Annotated in this window: 17 protein-coding genes; 5 read left to right on the top strand and 12 right to left on the bottom strand. The window is 35.3% G+C overall.

The genetic code is table 11. The annotated features are described in order from the left end of the window. Positions 1 to 55: 55 nt before the first annotated feature. Positions 56 to 1,303 carry a DUF5103 domain-containing protein gene (locus FEZ18_RS10710; RefSeq protein ID WP_153268310.1) on the top strand — a complete coding sequence of 416 codons (1,248 nt, stop codon included), beginning with the start codon at positions 56 to 58 and terminating at the stop codon, positions 1,301 to 1,303. 169 nt (positions 1,304 to 1,472) lie between these two features. Beyond that, positions 1,473 to 1,859, top strand: a complete 387-nt coding sequence (gene apaG, locus FEZ18_RS10705) for a Co2+/Mg2+ efflux protein ApaG (protein ID WP_153269103.1) — start codon at positions 1,473 to 1,475, stop codon at positions 1,857 to 1,859. A 207-nt stretch (positions 1,860 to 2,066) separates the two neighbouring features. Here the strand turns inward: apaG and FEZ18_RS10700 are convergent, their stop codons facing one another. Then, complete coding sequence (locus tag FEZ18_RS10700; RefSeq protein WP_153268309.1) at positions 2,067 to 2,777, bottom strand: NRDE family protein; 711 nt, start codon at positions 2,775 to 2,777, stop codon at positions 2,067 to 2,069. Positions 2,778 to 2,917: 140 nt separating this feature from the next. Here FEZ18_RS10700 and pruA point away from each other — a divergent pair, with 140 nt between their 5' ends. Then, the gene (gene pruA / locus FEZ18_RS10695; RefSeq protein WP_153268308.1) at positions 2,918 to 4,546 is read left to right on the top strand and encodes an L-glutamate gamma-semialdehyde dehydrogenase; all 1,629 of its coding nucleotides are present in this window, start codon (positions 2,918 to 2,920) and stop codon (positions 4,544 to 4,546) included. Positions 4,547 to 4,779: 233 nt separating this feature from the next. Here pruA and ftsY read toward each other — a convergent pair whose 3' ends face one another. The 10 genes from ftsY to recR form a co-directional block, all read right to left on the bottom strand. Further along, positions 4,780 to 5,733, bottom strand: a complete 954-nt coding sequence (gene ftsY, locus FEZ18_RS10690) for a signal recognition particle-docking protein FtsY (protein WP_153268307.1) — start codon at positions 5,731 to 5,733, stop codon at positions 4,780 to 4,782. 169 nt (positions 5,734 to 5,902) lie between these two features. Next, entirely contained in the window at positions 5,903 to 6,055 is a 153-nt protein-coding gene (locus tag FEZ18_RS10685; protein WP_153268306.1) for a DUF4295 domain-containing protein, read from the bottom strand. Positions 6,056 to 6,123: 68 nt separating this feature from the next. After that, positions 6,124 to 6,306, bottom strand: a complete 183-nt coding sequence (gene rpmG, locus FEZ18_RS10680; protein WP_072351243.1) for a 50S ribosomal protein L33 — start codon at positions 6,304 to 6,306, stop codon at positions 6,124 to 6,126. 60 nt (positions 6,307 to 6,366) lie between these two features. Next, positions 6,367 to 6,603, bottom strand: a complete 237-nt coding sequence (gene rpmB, locus FEZ18_RS10675) for a 50S ribosomal protein L28 (RefSeq protein WP_153268305.1) — start codon at positions 6,601 to 6,603, stop codon at positions 6,367 to 6,369. A 78-nt stretch (positions 6,604 to 6,681) separates the two neighbouring features. After that, positions 6,682 to 7,935: a competence/damage-inducible protein A gene (locus FEZ18_RS10670; RefSeq protein ID WP_153268304.1), complete on the bottom strand. Its 1,254-nt coding sequence runs from the start codon at positions 7,933 to 7,935 to the stop codon at positions 6,682 to 6,684. Then, entirely contained in the window at positions 7,935 to 8,276 is a 342-nt protein-coding gene (locus FEZ18_RS10665; protein WP_153268303.1) for an Hpt domain-containing protein, read from the bottom strand. Before FEZ18_RS10665 ends, FEZ18_RS10670 begins: the two co-directional genes overlap by 1 nt. Then, entirely contained in the window at positions 8,277 to 8,888 is a 612-nt protein-coding gene (locus tag FEZ18_RS10660; protein ID WP_153268302.1) for a fumarylacetoacetate hydrolase family protein, read from the bottom strand. It lies immediately after the preceding gene. Between the two features lie 86 nt (positions 8,889 to 8,974). Further along, a complete protein-coding gene (locus FEZ18_RS10655) occupies positions 8,975 to 9,751 on the bottom strand; it encodes a 3'-5' exonuclease (protein WP_153268301.1) in 777 nt (258 codons plus the stop codon). Between the two features lie 165 nt (positions 9,752 to 9,916). Further along, positions 9,917 to 11,233, bottom strand: coding sequence for a dihydrolipoamide acetyltransferase family protein (locus FEZ18_RS10650; protein WP_153268300.1), 1,317 nt, complete (start codon positions 11,231 to 11,233; stop codon positions 9,917 to 9,919). A gap of 323 nt (positions 11,234 to 11,556) precedes the next feature. Then, positions 11,557 to 12,174, bottom strand: a complete 618-nt coding sequence (recR, locus tag FEZ18_RS10645; RefSeq protein WP_153268299.1) for a recombination mediator RecR — start codon at positions 12,172 to 12,174, stop codon at positions 11,557 to 11,559. 84 nt (positions 12,175 to 12,258) lie between these two features. Here recR and FEZ18_RS10640 point away from each other — a divergent pair, with 84 nt between their 5' ends. After that, positions 12,259 to 13,719 carry a sodium:solute symporter gene (locus tag FEZ18_RS10640; protein WP_153268298.1) on the top strand — a complete coding sequence of 487 codons (1,461 nt, stop codon included), beginning with the start codon at positions 12,259 to 12,261 and terminating at the stop codon, positions 13,717 to 13,719. On the opposite strand, the gene FEZ18_RS10635 is transcribed toward FEZ18_RS10640, so the two are convergent. Next, positions 13,690 to 14,052 (bottom strand): CoA-binding protein, encoded by a 363-nt coding sequence (locus FEZ18_RS10635; protein WP_153268297.1) that lies wholly within the window; start codon positions 14,050 to 14,052, stop codon positions 13,690 to 13,692. The genes FEZ18_RS10640 and FEZ18_RS10635 overlap by 30 nt on opposite strands. Before the next feature lie 123 nt (positions 14,053 to 14,175). Here FEZ18_RS10635 and FEZ18_RS10630 point away from each other — a divergent pair, with 123 nt between their 5' ends. Continuing rightward, positions 14,176 to 16,644, top strand: a complete 2,469-nt coding sequence (locus FEZ18_RS10630) for a TonB-dependent receptor domain-containing protein (protein ID WP_153268296.1) — start codon at positions 14,176 to 14,178, stop codon at positions 16,642 to 16,644. The last annotated feature ends 494 nt before the right edge of the window (positions 16,645 to 17,138 follow it).

The raw sequence follows: 17,138 nt of genomic DNA, 5'->3' as shown, positions 1-17,138 counted from the left end.
AATAAAAACACTTAGGTATTATATTTGATTATCTTTATACAAAAATATTAAAAAAATGTCATTAAAGTGTAAAAATCTAATCGTTTTAATATTTCTACCGCTATTAATTTTCTCGCAAACTCAGGAAGTAAGCCCACCAGATTACATTAAAACAATAACGTTTAAAAGCAACACCCAAGAAAGTCAATTACCCATTATAAAATTAGGTGAAACATTAAGCCTATCGTTTGATGCCTTAAACGGTAATGAAGCGGATTACTATTATAAAATTGACCATTTTAATTTTGATTGGTCGCCTTCAATTTTAGTCAAATCAGAATATATTGACGGCTTCGACAATCAACGTATTAGAAGCTATGAGAATTCACTAAACACTTATCAAATATACTCACACTACAAACTCACAATACCCAATGCACAAACAAAGCGCTTAAAAGTATCAGGAAACTATTTATTGAGTATTTTTAATGATGACGACCAACTGGTTTTTTCGAGAAAATTTATGGTTTACGAGAATAAAACTAAAGTTGCTGTAAATATAAAACGCTCAAGAGACCTTGAGTTTATAGACCAAAAACAACGTGTAGAGCTTGAAATCTCATCAAACGATTTACAACTAAACAATCCTAAACAACGTGTAAAAACCTTAATCATTCAAAACAATAATTTAAACACTGCGATTTCAGGTTTAAAACCTCAATACACCATAGGTAATAAGCTAATTTACAAATACGATACCGAATCTAGTTTTTGGGGAGGTAACGAATATTTATACTTCGACAATAAAGATATAAGAGCGGCCAACATAAGTGTTCGTCATATCGATTTACAAGATTTATATCATAATTACTTGTTTACAAATACCGAAAGGGCTTCGAAACCCTACACCTACAATCCAGATATTAATGGGAATTTTTTGATAACAAGTATAAATGCCGACAACCCAAATATTGAGGCCGATTATGTTTGGGTTCATTTTTCATTAGCGCCTAGCCCAAAATTACTAGACAAAACCATTCATATATACGGCAATTTTAACAATTACACCATTAACGAGGATACCAAAATGACTTTTGATGCCAAAGACCATGTTTTTAAACATGCCTTATTATTAAAACAAGGCTTTTACAACTACAAATATGTCATTACAAATAAAGGGGTATTAGACGAAGGCGCGATTAGTGGAAACTTTTATCAAACCGAAAACAATTATAAGGCTCTTGTATATTACAGGGATTTAGGTGGCCGATACGATAACATTATAGGTTTAGGTGAAGGTTCTTCGGTTAATATCTCAAATTAATGCTTTAAAGTAATTAACCAGTTTACAAATCTACACCAATTATAAACCGTTTTTTTATGTTATAAATAGTATATAAGGCCATGTTTAAATACAAGTGTTAAATTTTATAATGCAATACATTATTTTTATTACATTAGCAACACAAACATATTGTATATCAACAACTAGGATGGTTCAACAAGTTACAAGCGGCATAAAAATTTCGGTAAAAACCAACTTCGAAGGTTCTTTTTACAGAAATTACATTATACAGTTTGCCTTCGCTTACACGGTAACTATAGAAAACAAAAGCAAAGATACCGTGCAGCTTAATTCCCGTTATTGGGAAATTATAGACGCCTTAAACACTCTTGAAACCGTATCTGGAGAAGGTGTTGTTGGAAAAACGCCTATTTTAAGCCCTGGAGAATCTCACACCTACACTTCAGGATGCCTGTTAAATGCACCCTTCGGGGCGATGCAGGGTCACTATAACATGGTGAATTTTACTACCGGCAAAAAGTTTAAGGTTTTTATTCCAACATTTGGATTAAATGCGCCTTTTGCTGTAAACTAAAAACTTAAAAATAGGATAAACCCTAAGGGCATAAGATTGGGATTAAACTAGGTATCCAGATTGCCGTCGTACTTTATTTTACCAATATCACGAAAGCATTTATTTAAAAATTAGTGATACCTACTCATTGCTTTTCTAAAATACCTTTTTGATTATACGCCTTGATTATTAATGGAATTTTAGTAACAACCTAGCCAAAAAAAAATATTAGGGCATAACAAAGACTTGTGCTATTTCAGTACGGTCTAAAAGATTTATGTGGTGCAAATTTAAATTAATACCAGATTTGGCCACTTGAGTAATGCTAGTTGTTTTAACATGACCTCGATCCATAATCACTCCAAATTGCCCATTGTTCTGTCCTGCCGTTTTATGAAATCTTAACAGAGATTCTGGGTTTAAATCTGTATCCTTTTTATAAGCTTCAAACCACTGCTCGCGTTCACTTTTCATAGTTTTTGAGTACAATGAAGAAGAGGACCAAATTTTAGGCTCAAAATCTAAGGGTTTGAAATGAGTATTTAGCCCATCCCAGACTAATTCATACAATTTTAAACCCATACTCCAATCTAAGAGAATAACCGTAAATGGTTCAATACCCAAAAAATTATAGTTTAAAACGGTTTCTATAACATTTTTAGAAATTAAAATATCTTTTACAACGACACCTCTGCTTAATCGATAATTCGATTTTCGTTCATGACCAACAAATCCGCCATTAAGTAAACAAACAACCCTTTTTTTATCGCTTACCCCAATCCAAGTGCCTCCAGATAACTCATCCTTCGGAAACCATAACTTGGTGTGGTTTAAAGTGTAAAATGCCGGTTTTAAAGTAGGTCTATTGGGAGCTTCATCTCGATTTGTGGTGAGCACAAAATCATTAGCACCCATAGGAATGACGGTAACTGTACACATAAACTTTAAAATTGGTTAACAACTTACAAAATTATCCAAATATAATTTACAAGATAATACCTAAAGCTATTTTCAAATGCTTTTAAAATTCGTAAGTTTACAAATCAAACTTTTTTACAATTTAATATAAAATAAAAACAATGGGAAAAGGATTTTTTAACGTACCAGTTGCTATAAACGAACCTGTTAAGGGCTATGCTCCGGGTTCTCCAGAACGTGATGCTGTTCTTAAAGCTTACAAAAGCATGTTTAACAGCCAAATTGATGTACCAATGTATATTAATGGTAAGGACGTTACAACTGGCAACACCAGAACCATGTCGCCACCGCACGATCATAAACACAGTGTGGGCACCTACCATTTAGCCGAAAAAAAACACGTTGAAGAAGCCATTTCTACAGCACTTGAAGCTAGAAAAAATTGGGTGCAAATGCCATGGGAACAACGCGCTGGAATATTTCTAAAAGCTGCTGAGCTTATTGCCGGACCTTACCGTGCAAAAATAAATGCAGCGACAATGATTGCACAATCTAAAAACATACATCAGGCTGAGATTGATGCGGCCTGCGAACTCATAGACTTCTTGCGATTTAATGTACAGTTTATGACGGATATTTATTACGATCAGCCAGAAAGCACAAGCGATGCATGGAACCGTGTTGAGTACCGTCCGCTAGAAGGTTTCACCTATGCCGTTACCCCGTTTAACTTTACTGCCATTGCAGGAAACCTACCAGCCTGTATGGCCCTAATGGGCAATGTTGTGGTTTGGAAACCAAGTAACAACCAAATATATTCGGCTAAAGTTATAATGGATGTATTTAAAGAAGCTGGTGTGCCTGCTGGTGTAATTAATGTGGTTTTTGGAGATCCAAGAATGATTACAGATACGGTTATGGCTAGTCCGCACTTTTCTGGATTACACTACACGGGGTCAACTCCAGTTTTTCAAAACTTGTGGAAACAAATTGCAAATAATATAGAAAACTATAAAACCTACCCTAGAATAGTTGGGGAAACAGGCGGGAAAGACTTTATTGTAGCGCATAAATCTGCCGTTCCAAAACAAGTGGCCACTGCCATTTCTAGAGGAGCATTCGAGTTTCAAGGACAAAAATGTAGTGCCGCATCAAGAGCTTATATTCCTTCTAATATTTGGGAAGAGGTCAAAAAATTTGTCGTTGAAGATGTAAAGTCCTTTAAAATGGGCTCTCCAGAAGACATGAGTAATTTTATTACGGCCGTAATTAATGAAGCGTCTTTTGACAAACTCGCTTCTTATATTGATGCGGCTAAAAGCGACGCTGACGCGGAAGTTATTGTTGGTGGTAACTACGACAAATCGATAGGTTATTTTATTGAGCCAACCGTAATTGTAACTACAAACCCAAAATATTCGACGATGTGTACAGAATTATTTGGGCCCGTTATAACTATTTATGTTTATGATGAGCATAAATACACTGAAACTTTAAAATTAGTCGACGAAACAAGCGAATACGGTTTAACAGGGGCAATTCTTGCCACCGATAGATATGCTATTACAGAGGCTACAGACGCTTTACAAAATGCCGCGGGCAATTTTTATATTAACGATAAGCCCACTGGTGCCGTTGTTGGACAACAACCTTTTGGTGGTGCTCGAGCTTCGGGTACCAACGATAAAGCCGGTAGCGCCCAAAACTTATTGCGTTGGGTTTCGCCTAGATTAATAAAGGAAACCTTTGTTACACCTGTCGATTATCGCTATCCATTTTTAGGAGAATAGCCTATATTTAAAATACTTAATTCATAAAAAGAGGTCTGCTATAAAAACAGACCTCTTTTATTTTCTTAAATTCTAGTACACAATCCTATATACAGGATTAAAATATTTTCGTTAAATTATACCAAATTAACCATACGACATTTCAAAATTAAATTGGTATTATCATTTTTTCAGACATGCCTAATTTTATTTTCCAGACGAAGCCTGTTTTATAACCACTTAAAAAAAACGATTTATTTAAAGAAAGAATCGACAAATTCATATTTATTAAAAACTTGTAAATCTTCAATACCCTCACCAACACCAATATATTTAACTGGAATTTTAAACTGATCTGAAATACCTATAACCACACCACCTTTAGCAGTACCGTCTAATTTGGTCACAGCGAGCGAGGTCACCTCGGTTGCAGCGGTAAATTGTTTGGCTTGCTCGAAGGCATTCTGACCCGTAGAGCCATCTAAAACTAAAAGCACATCGTGTGGGGCATCATCGACTACTTTTTGCATTACACGCTTTACCTTTGTAAGCTCATTCATTAAATTGATTTTGTTATGTAAACGTCCAGCGGTATCGATAATAATAACGTCGGCATCTTGGCTAACACCAGATTTTAAGGCATCGAACGCTACAGATGCTGGATCGCTGCCCATATCCTGTCGTACCATAGGCACATCTACCCGGTCGGCCCAAACTTGTAATTGATCGATAGCAGCAGCCCTAAAAGTATCTGCTGCCCCTAATACCACTTTTAATCCTTGTTTTTTAAATTGATAAGCCAGTTTTCCAATGGTTGTTGTTTTGCCCACACCATTAACACCAACCACCATTAACACATATGGTTTTTTATTTTGAGGTATCGTAAATTCAGACTCTTCTCCAATATTAGTTTCACTTAACAAACCAGCAATTTCTTCGCGCAGAATTTCATTGAGCTCATCTGTTCCTAAATATTTATCTTTGGCAACGCGTTCCTCAATACGTTCTATAACCTTTAAAGTGGTATTTACTCCAACATCACTAGACACTAAAACCTCTTCAAGATTATCTAAGACATCATCATCTACCTTAGATTTTCCTGCTACGGCTTTACTTAATTTACCCAAAAAGCTAGATTTAGATTTTTCTAAACCTTTATTTAGTGTTTCCTTTTTCTCTTTTGAAAATATTTTCTTAAAAAAGCTCATATCGTTTTTATTTTATAAAGGTCTCATTTTATAAGTCAACCTATTTTGTATTTCGTCTAAAGCGCATTTAGGCTTACGAAATTACACTGGTAAATTTACTAAAATTTAAGCATAAAAAAACTGCTTACACCTAAATGAAAGCAGTTTTAAATATTTTTGAAAATTAGTATTACTTTTTATTAATAAAGTCATTTACTAATTCTGGAGCCATAATAGACTCTACAAACATATAAGCGCCAGTTTTAGGTGATTTCACCATTTTTATAGCCTTAGTTAATCTTTTTGATCCTGTTTGTAACGATGCTACTGATTTCTTTGCCATGATTTATGTGCTATTTGAAGCAATTAAACTTCTAATTTTTACTGTCTAAAATTTGAAAAAATTTTAGATTACTTAATTTCTTTATGAACTGTCATACGCTTAAGAATTGGATTAAATTTCTTAATCTCCATTCTATCTGGCGTATTTTTTTTGTTTTTTGTAGTAATGTAACGCGAAGTTCCTGGTTGACCAGACTCTTTGTGCTCTGTACATTCTAATATCACCTGTACTCTATTGCCTTTCTTTGCCATGTTGTAATGTTTTTTTTGTAGCTTCCGCGAAAGCGGAAACCTCATCTTATTTTACAGCTATTATTTATAAAACCCTTTAGATTTCGCTTCTTTTAAAGCTGCAGAAATACCAATCTTGTTAATAGTTTTTAAAGCAGATGTTGAAACCTTTAAAGTTATCCAGCTCTCATCTTCTGGAATGTAAAAACGTTTCTTAACTAAATTCGCATTAAATTTGCGTTTAGTTCTATTCAATGCATGAGACACGTTGTTTCCAACCATTGCCTTCTTTCCTGTAAGTTCACAAACTCTTGACATTATATATAACTTTAAATTTTTGTTGCTTAAAATCGAGGTGCAAATATATGAATTATTTATTTTATGACAATCTTATTTTTATCTATTTTTTAAAATTTCTTTTTGAAGCATTTCAAAAGCCTTATTGACTGCCTTATTTATTACCTTTTCTCGATGATTTCCCATGTTAAATTCGGCCGAAAAAACATTTTCTTTTGTAGCAATAGCAATAAAAACGGTGCCAACATCGGCGTTTGAATCGCCTTTTTCTGGCCCAGCGTTTCCTGTAGTTGCTATAGCGTAATCTGAGTTAAAAAGTCGCAATGCGTTTTGAGCCATAGCTTCGGCAACCTGAGCACTAACCACAGAGTAGGTATCGATTATAGCTTTTGATACGCCTAAAACATCTACCTTAGATTGTGTGGCATAGGTTACCAAGCCTCCTTTAAAATATTGAGAGGCACCAGCATTTGCTGTAAGTTGTGCAGCCAGTTTTCCGCCAGTACAACTTTCGGCGACTGCCAGGGTTTTATTAAATTTCACCAATTGCTTTGCGATAACCACCTCTAAAGACGAGTCGTGGTCTTCAAAACCGCAAAACTCGTCTTGAATTAAGGGTAATACTTTATCTATTTGTTGCTGTACCTCCTTTTCAATCTGTTGCTTATTAAATCCTGTGGCTGTTAATCGCAACCTAACTTTACCAAGATTTGGTAAGTAGGCCAATTTAATGTGTTTTGGTAAGGCGTCTTCCCAAGCTTCTAATCTTTCGGCGAGCGAACTCTCGCCCACACCATAAACAACAAGGGTTTTATGTAAAATATGAGGACAACTAAATGTTTGTTTTAATTTGGGAATAACCGCTTGTTCCATTAAAGCGCGCATCTCGAAAGGAACTCCTGGTAGCGCTATAAAAACCTTATCGCCTTTACAAAGCCACATGCCTGGAGCGCTGCCAAATACATTCATTAAAACTGTGGCTTTAGAGGGTACCAAAGCTTGATCTATATTAACTTGTTTTAATGGTTGTTTGATATGTTTTTCCCAGAGATGTTCGATGTTTTTTAAGACAGACGCATCTCTAACTAAAGTATCATTAAAATATGAGGCTAGTGTTTTTTTCGTGATATCGTCTTTGGTTGGCCCTAAACCACCAGTTATTATAACCACATTTGCTTTATCTTCTGCTTCTTTTAAAGCTTTAAGGATATGAATCTTATCGTCTCGAATAGAGGTGATCTGACAAACAGAAACACCAATATTGTTAAGCTTCTTCGAGATATATGCAGAATTAGTATCGATAACTTGACCAATAAGTAACTCATCTCCAATGGTAATAATTTCTGCCTGCATTATAAACTAAAATCAGATTTTATTTCGCTTAAAGCCTTATTAATTGCCGTAACTACAACCTGTAATTGAGGTGCAATATCTAGATCTGTTTTTACCAATTTTCCCCAGTCCTGAATCTCTATTAAAGTATCAAGCACGCCCAATTGAAACAAATCGATTGTAGGTTTCATTTTATGAGCGATTTGGTAGGTTTGCAGATAATCTTTATGAACTACTGCTTTTTGCAAACGCTCTATATCGACCGAAACCTCTTCTAAAAAAGTCGAGGCTAAGGCTTTAATAAAGTCCTCATCATTGTCAGCTAATTCACGTATCTTAAATAATTTATAATGTTGTTCCATTTATTTTACCGTAATTGAAAACATTTCGTTTTGTTCTATAAATCCTTTTAGCTTGTCGTTAACTTCCACTTTACCAACACCAGACGGCGTGCCAGTAAATATAATATCCCCAATTTTTAGTGTAAAATATTTTGATACATAAGCTATTAACTCATCGATTTTCCATAGCATAAGGCTCGTATTCGATTGTTGTACAACAATATCGTTTTTTTGTAACGAAAAATTAATATTATCTACGTTTTTAATAGTGTTTACTGCAATCCAATCTCCAATAACCGCTGCACCATCAAAGGCTTTTGCTTTCTCCCAGGGCAATCCTTTTGTTTTTAACTGATTTTGTAAATCGCGAGCTGTAAAATCTATTCCCAATCCAATTTCTTCATAGTATTTATGAGCAAACTTTTTATCGATATATTTACCCACCCTATTTATTTTAACCAAAATTTCGACTTCATGATGCACATCGTTGGAAAAATCTGGAATAAAAAAGGGGCGATTTTTAGGTAATACCGCCGTATCGGGCTTTAAAAAAATTACAGGATCGCTTGGTTTGTCATTTTCTAGTTCTGCAATGTGTGCGGCGTAATTTCTTCCAATGCAAATAAGTTTCACTTTAAATAGTTTTTAATTATTATTCCTTATTAACTGGCATTCTTTGTTTTAAAAAACATGATACAATAACTCAAGCTAAAAACGCACTACCCTAATTTATTATTAAAACTTTTTAATTTTATTGCGGTCAGCACTTTTTTAGTGTAAAGTGGGAAATCGGCATTTAATAACCAGCCAAAATACCCAGGTTCTTTTTCTAAAACATCGGTTACCAATTTACCTTTGTGTTTTCCGAAAGCAAAACACTCCTCACCCGCTTTGTTATAGATAAGAAATCCTGCAAAATCTGCAAACCTTTTTTGTGTACTAAATTCTGCCAAAAATTTGGAGTCGTTTTCTAAGGCATCATATCTAGCGATTTGTGCTTTTAACACTTCGTAAGTTGCATTTGTGTCGGCTTCGGCACTGTGTGCCCCTTCTAAATTTTTATCGCAATAAAACTTATATGCTGCACTTAAAGTGCGTTGTTCCATTTTGTGAAATATGGTTTGCACATCAATTGATAAGCGGTTTTTCATATCGAAGTCCACCTCGGCACGAAGCATCTCTTCGGCTAGGAGGGGAATATCAAATCTATTGGAATTAAATCCACCTAAATCGGAATCTTTTATCAAATTGTAAACCTCCTTTGCAATGGATTTAAAAACAGGTTTATCGGCAACATCGGCATCAGAAATTCCATGAATTTCGGTAACCTCTTTCGGAATAGGCATTTCTGGATTTACCAACCAAGTTTTACACTCTTCTTTTCCGTTGGGATGCACCTTTAATATAGCGATTTCTACAATACGATCTTTGGTAATATTTGTACCTGTAGTTTCTAAATCGAAAAAACAGATGGGTTTCGTTAGGTTTAGTTGCATTAAGTTTGTTTTATAAAACGTAAAGATACTAAATTACCTATGGGTAAAAAACAAAAAAAACCAACCATTTTACAGGTTGGTTTTAACTTATATACATTTCCGCGAAAGCGGAAAAAAAACGCTTAATCCGTTTAAAAAGATACTTCGGTTCGCATATTATATACGCTAAATCTCACGATTGCTGTCCCAAGCTTCTAAATAATCCTTTACGGCTTTCACAAATTGTCCGCCGAGAGCTCCATTAACAACACGATGATCGTAAGAATGAGACAAGAACATTTTGTAACGAATACCAATAAAATCGCCTTCTGGAGTTTCGATAACCGCAGGCACTTTACGTATGGCACCGAGGGCTAAAATACCGACTTGAGGCTGGTTTATAATTGGGGTACCCATAATGCTACCAAAAGTACCCACATTAGTAACGGTGTAAGTTCCGCCTTGAATATCGTCTGGCTTTAATTGATTTAAACGCGCTCGATTAGCCAAATCGTTAACCTGTTTTGCCATACCTACCAAGTTAAGCTGATCGGCATTTTTTATTACAGGTACAATTAAATTACCATCGGGTAAAGCCGCAGCCATACCCAAATTAATATTTTTCTTTTTTATGATGCTGTTGCCTTGAACAGAGATATTCATCATCGGGAAATCACGCAGTGCTTTAGCAATAGCCTCCATAAAAATTGGAGTGAAGGTTAAATTCACACCTTCGCGCTTCATAAAACCATCTTTTGCTTTCTTTCTCCAGTTCCAAATCTTGGTTACATCGGCCTCTATAAAACTTTGCACATGTGCCGATGTTTGTACAGATTCTACCATATGATGGGCAATGAGCTTGCCCATTCTTGTCATTTCGATTATCTCGTCTTCACCACTAGCTATAACAGGTGTTGGCGACGGTTTTGCAGGCACCTCAACTTTTGCGCTCGGCTTTGGCGCTACAACTTCTTGAGCCTCTGTTTTAGGGGTACCTCTGTTTTCAATATACTCTAATATATCGCTTTTGGTAACGCGTCCATCCTTTCCAGATCCTTGAATAGCATCCAGTTCATTTTGAGAAATGCCTTCTTGCTTAGCTATATTTTTGACTAACGGTGAGTAAAAACGATCTTTATTTGAGCTTATTGGCGCTACTGTTTCTTTGGCTACAGCAATGGTCTCTGTTATTTGATTTACCTCGTTAGATACTGGTTTTTCAGATTTATCGATAGCAGTTTCAATCGCCGCATTATTGTCTGCTTCGGTCTCTATAACAGCAATCACGTCTCCTACCTGAACAACATCATCTACATTAAAACGCTTTTCAACTAAAACTCCATCCACTTCACTTGGCACTTCGCTATCTACTTTATCGGTAGCAATTTCTAAGACTGCTTCATCTAATTCTATTGTGTCTCCAACTTCTTTTAACCAAGCGGTAATGGTTGCCTCGGCAACACTTTCTCCCATTTTCGGTAATTTAAGCTCAAATTTCGCCATATATTAAATCTAATATTTGTTTTTATATTGTGTTCACAAAATTAACCAAAAACATTAATTCTATTAAATTATTAGCAATAAAACTATTATAAAAATGATTATTACTATAAACCTCTCCAGATATTTAACTTATCGGCTCTTAAAAATACGGCGTAAACATAAGGTATTGATGAGCACTTAATTTTAATTACACTCAACATCATGTAATACTGTTGCTATCTGTTTTTTTCTTTTTCCCGAATTTAATTATTCTAGAAATCCAGTCTCGCGACTTATATTTTAAAAACATACCATAAAATTTAAAGCCGTTTTAAGGTTATTTCTTATAGTTTTAAAGCCGACTCAAATGGTATTCTATTTACAATGCTTCTTCCTAGTGTAATTTCATCGGCATATTCCAATTCGTCTCCCACCGAAATCCCTCTTGCAATCGTAGAGGTAACCACCTTATAATCTTGAATTTGTTTATAAATATAAAAATTAGTGGTATCGCCCTCCATGGTAGAGCTTAATGCAAAAATAAGCTCTTTTACATCGCCTTGTTTTACTTTGGCTACTAGAGTCTCTATATTTAAATCGTGGGGCCCAACACCATCCATTGGCGATATTTTTCCGCCTAAAACATGGTACAAGCCTTTAAAAGAGCTTGTGTTTTCAATAGCCATAACGTCTCTAACATCTTCTACAACGCAGATTATACTTTTATTTCGACTCGCACTTGCACAAATTTCACAAAGGCTAACATCGCTAATATTATGACAAGATTTACAAAATTTCACCTCATTACGCATATTTAATAAGGCCTCAGATAGTCCTGTGGTCTGTTCTTTAGGTTGCCTTAATAAGTGCAACACCAAACGCAATGCCGTACGCTTACCTATTCCTGGTAATTGAGACATTTCGTTAACCGCTCGTTCTAATAGTTTCGAAGAAAATTCCATAATCGCGAATTTACTATTTATTCTCAACTTGTGTAAAATTCTTCTCGACTTTTACGTAATTTGTACATCGAAAAAACCAGTTTTATGTCTGCAACACAAACACTACTTTTAATTGGCTCCTATTTTGGCCTTCTTATATTAATATCTTATTTAACAGGAAAAGAAGATAGTAATGAGGTTTTTTTTAAAGCCAAAAAACAATCGCCTTGGTATTTGGTTGCCTTTGGAATGATTGGTGCTTCGCTATCGGGAGTTACCTTCATATCGGTACCCGGCATGGTTGGCGGTGAACAATTTGCCTATATGCAAGGTGTTTTAGGTTTTTTTGTGGGGTATTTATTCATCATATTCATACTGCTACCCTTGTATTATAAACTTAACGTCACTTCAATTTACCAATATCTAGAACAGCGTTTTGGGGTAGTAAGTTATAAAACTGGGGCTTTCTTTTTCTTACTTTCTAGGGTTACTGGAGCCTCTTTTCGTTTATATTTAGTCGCCTTAGCGATGCAATATATTGTGTTTGAAAAACTGGGAGTGCCATTTTGGATTACCGTTGTAATTTCAATTCTATTAATTTGGCTATACACAAACAGAGGGGGCATAAAAACCATTATTTGGACCGATACTTTACAAACTTTAGCCATGTTGGTCTCGGTTGGTGTTGGTATTTATTTAATTAATGAAAAGTTAGATTTCACAGTAATTAGCATGCTTAAATCGGAGTCGTTTTCTGCAAAAAGCCAAATGTTCTTTTTTGATGACCCCAATGCTACAACCTATTTCTGGAAATACTTTATTGGCGGTATTTTTATTGCCATTGCTATGACTGGTTTAGACCAAGATATGATGCAAAAAAACCTAACCTGTAAGAACAAAAAAGACGCTCAAAAAAATATGTTTACCATGGCTACTTTAATTATTGTGGTAAATTTTGCCTTTTTATCTCTAGGAGCTTTATTATTTATTTATGCCGATACCTTTAATTTACAAATACCCGTTGTAAACGATATTACAAGAACCGATTTATTGTTTCCTGAAATTGCTATGAATCAAGGTTTAGGTGCTGCCCTATCCATCACCTTTCTTATTGGCTTAATCGCGGCAGCCTACAGCAGTGCAGACAGTGCTTTAACTTCGCTAACCACCTCTTTTTCTGTAGATTTTTTAAACATAGAAAAGAGACCAGAAGCAGCACAAAAACCCTTGCGTAAAAAAGTACATATTGGTGTTTCTCTGTTACTCATAATCGTCGTTATAGTCTTTAATAATCTGGAAGGTAATGTCGTTAGCAACCTTTTTAAATTTGCCACATACACATACGGACCGCTATTGGGTTTATTTGCTTTTGGCATTTTAAGCAAACGTGAAATTAAAGACAAATACGCCTGGATCGTCGCACTATTATCTATTATAATTAGCCTACTTATAACCTCTTTACCAGAAAGCATTTTAGGCGCTTATAAGTTTCATTGGGAAATTTTACCCTTAAATGGAATAATTACCTACCTAGGTTTAATATTGATTAGTAGAAAGCAAAACTAAAGTGCAAGCGACTTCAAAATAAATATTATTGGTTTTTAGAATTTTATAAAATTCCGGATTCTCAGTACCGGGATTAAAAATAACGCGTTCTGGCTTTAAAGACAGGATATAATCGTAATATTCGACCTGCCGCTCTGGGTTTAGATATAAAGTTACTGTGTTTATATTTTTATAGGGTTTTAGTTGCGTATCGATATTAGTTCCTGCCACTACACCGCTTTTTATACCAAAAGCTACAACCTCATGGTGGTTTGCTACCAATTTTTTAATAGCAAGATTTGAGTATCTATCTGGTTTTAAGGAGGCTCCAAGCACCAACGTTTTCTTATTCATCTGTTAAATATATGTTAATATAGTTTAAATCTGGTAACACAATTAAAATACCTACGTCTTGTTTATATGCCTTGCAATTACCAAACAAGGCATACTTTCAATCAATCACAAAAACGCAATCTTATGAAAAATTTATTTTTAGTGCTCTTATTTTTAGTTTCGATAAGCGCACAAGCAAACCCATCACATCCTGACGCGCCTATTACTAAAACAGGAGAAATTTCAGGAAAAGTATTAGACGATAAATTAAAACAACCCTTACCTTACGTAAATATAGTTATTAAAAATAATAATGATGACATTTTAACTGGAGGAATGACTTTAGAAGACGGCTCATTTAAAATTGAAAATATAGAAGAAGGCGAAGTTAAAATTAGCATTCAATATATAGGCTACAAAACCATCACTAAAAATGTAACTCTGAACAAGGCTAATAACAAAGTGAATCTTGGCAATATTTTTCTGGAAGAAGAAGCCGAAGGCCTAGACGAGGTCACCATTATTGCCGAAAACTCTACCATACAACAAAAAGTAGATCGAAAAGTCATTACTATTGGTAAAGATTTGGCGGCAACAGGCAGCGCATCAGATCTTATGGTGGGGATTCCATCGGTGAGTGTCGACGCACAAACTGGAGATATTAGTTTGCGAGGCAACCAAAACGTTAGGGTTATGGTTGATGGTAAATTATCAAACATTCCCACAGCACAACTCCTTAAACAAATTCCTTCTACGGCCATAAAATCTGTAGAACTCATTACAAACCCATCGGCAAAATATAACCCTGAAGGCATGAGTGGCATTATAAATATTGTACTGCACAAAAACACCATGATAGGATTTAATGGGAATGTAAGCTTAGGATTATCTCATGAAAAGGAAGCTAAATTTAACAGTGCATTAAATATGAACTATCGAAATGGCAAGCTCAATTTATACGGGAATTACAGCAATAATATTTCTAAAAACATAAATCTGGGCAATATTAATAGACCGAATAACAACTCGGACCAATTCTTTCAATTTCTAGATAAACGGCAATCGCATTTGTATAAAGTGGGTTTAGATTTTTATTTAGACGATAAGAACACCATATCGATTTTCACCTCCCAAAACACCTCTGAAAGTAGTAATGAAGGCTCTGCCGAAGTACTCTTTTACAATGATCCGTCTTTTAATCAGAGCCAAATTTTTATTTCAGAAAGCGATAATAAGTCGTCGCAATACAACTTTAATTATGTTCACGATTTTTCTGAAGAAGGCCATCATATCGATTTGGAAGTAGATTACAATACCTTCGAAGATGATACTCCAGCAGATTTTAAATTCTTATTAGGTTCAAACAAAAACTATCAAGATTTTAATACTACCGACAGGCAAAGCACCACTGTAAATTTAGATTATGTTAACCCTTTAAGCGAAACCACAAAACTAGAATCTGGGCTAGAAGCCCGATTGTTTAATTCGGATATTGCTTACGCCTCAACAGGCGAAACCTTTAACAACCAAGGGGTATTAAGACCAACGCCCGATAACGATTTTGATTATAGCAGAGATATCTTTTCTGCCTATGCCACATTTAGTAAAAAACTTGAAAAATGGACCTACCAAATTGGTGTTCGTGCCGAACAGGTAGAAGAAGATGCCTTAGCGCTATCTTCTGAGGCAGCAAGTACAGAAGCCTTTAAAAACAATTATTTCGAGTTGTACCCTTCTGCCTTTATAACTTATACCCCTTCTGAAAAAAATGCCTACCAATTTAGTTATAGTCGAAGAGTGGATCGCCCAGGAATCGGACAAGTAAATCCTATTAAGGAATGGAGCACGCCTTTAATTTCCTCTTTCGGAAACATTAATCTACGCCCACAGTTTACAAATTCTATTGAAGCCAATTATACAAGAACTTTAAACAACAGAAAGGGAACAGTTACTGGCGGTGTGTTTTACAGACTGATTTCTGATGAAATTAATAGAGCTCTATTTATAGACCGAACCGACGTAAATTCGGGTCGTATCATTTTAACACACGATAATTTTGACGATACCGCCGCTTACGGTATAGAATTATCTACCAATTACAGACCAACGTCATGGTGGAGTATTAATGGAAGCTTCGATTTGTATTCGCAAACACAAAAAGGGATTGCAGAACAGTTAACAGCACCCATAGAAACAGCCACTATTAACGATATTGTGACTAACATTGAAGAAGTTGACAATGTAGCTTGGAATTTTAGAATATTCAATAATTTTAAAGTGAATAAAACCTTAAGCTTTACAGCCTTTGGATTTTACAGAGGAAAAAACAAAACCTTACAATTTGATATAGAACCTATGTATTTTGTAAATCTAGGGTCTCGATTGAGCTTTGCAGAAGGAAAAGGTACGTTTAGTTTAAATTTTAATGATGTTTTAAATACCATGAAATTTGCTTTTGATAGCACTAAACCTTTTGTTCAAGTTGGTGAGTTTAACTGGGAAAGCCATACCGTGCAGCTAAGTTTGTCTTACCGCTTTGGTGGCGGGAAATACCGTGCTAAATCAAGAAAACAACGTGATGCCAATGAAAAATCTGGTGGTGGTTTTATATAGAAAATAGGATTTAACCAGTAGTCAAGGTTGTTTAAAATAATTAAACGACCTTGATTCTCTGAGATACTTCGGCTACGCTCAGCATAAGCGATTCACACTCATTTTACCAAAAATAAAATGTGGTGCTCTGAGATACTTCGGCTGCGCTCAGCATAAGCGATTCACACTCATTTTACCAAAAGTAAAATGTGGTTCTCTGAGATACTTCGACTGCGCTCAGCATAAGCGATTCACACACATTTTACCAAAAGTAAAATGTGGTTCTCTGAGATACTTCGACTGCGCTCAGCATAAGCGATTCACACACATTTTACGAAAAATAAAATGTGGTTCTCTGAGATACTTCGGCTGCGCTCAGCATAAGCGATTCACACACATTTTACGAAAAATAAAATGTGGTTCTCTGAGATACTTTGGCTGCGCTCAGCATAAGCGATTCACACACATTTTACGAAAAGTAAAATGTGGTGCTCTGAGATACTTCGGCTGCGCTC

The sequence above is a fragment of the Oceanihabitans sp. IOP_32 genome (assembly GCF_009498295.1).
GTDB classification, from domain to species: Bacteria; Bacteroidota; Bacteroidia; order Flavobacteriales; family Flavobacteriaceae; genus Wocania; species Wocania indica.
Note: the sequence above shows the minus strand (reverse complement) of the source record. Positions and strands in the feature narration are given on the sequence as shown.